Genomic DNA, 537 nt, shown 5'->3' on the forward strand with positions numbered 1-537 from the left:
CAGCTGGAGGCTGCGCGCGGGATTTGGTGCTGCCGCTCCGAATGACCCCGGCGACTCGAGCCAATTGCAGGCGTTCAGCGCAATATTGGACTCAGCCCGCCCGGTGGTAGGCGCGCTCTTTGGCACCGGCACCATGCGCGCCGCAGAAATCACCGAAGCAATGATGTCCCGCGTTGGGGCAAACGTCCATGTTGCGGATCAACGCAGGTCCTTTGCCACCGGCGCGCAGCAGCAGATGGCACAGTTGGAAGCCGAACAGGGCGTGGATACCGATCAGGAATTGCAGCGGCTGATGCAAATCGAACAGGCCTATGCCGCCAATGCCCGCCTCATCTCGGTCGTGGATGAGCTGATGGAAACCCTTCTGAGGTTGTAAACATGACTTTGACATCCATAGGTGATCTCGCGCGCGGTCTGACCTTGCAGACCCGGTCGGCCGAGATCAAACAACAGATCGAAACCCTGTCCTACGACATGTCCACCGGGCGGGTGCAAGACGTGTCCGACCATTTGGGCGGTGACTACGCACATCTCCTT

At 60.0% G+C, this 537-nt stretch carries 1 protein-coding gene; it reads left to right on the forward strand.

Annotated elements, in window-relative coordinates; genetic code table 11:
- A partial coding sequence (locus ACR0E6_RS22985; RefSeq protein WP_480587777.1) for a flagellar basal body rod C-terminal domain-containing protein occupies positions 1-376 on the forward strand: 376 nt, incomplete at its 5' end.
- Positions 377-537: the final 161 nt, after the last annotated feature.

This window comes from Ruegeria sp. AP12 (assembly GCF_056540025.1).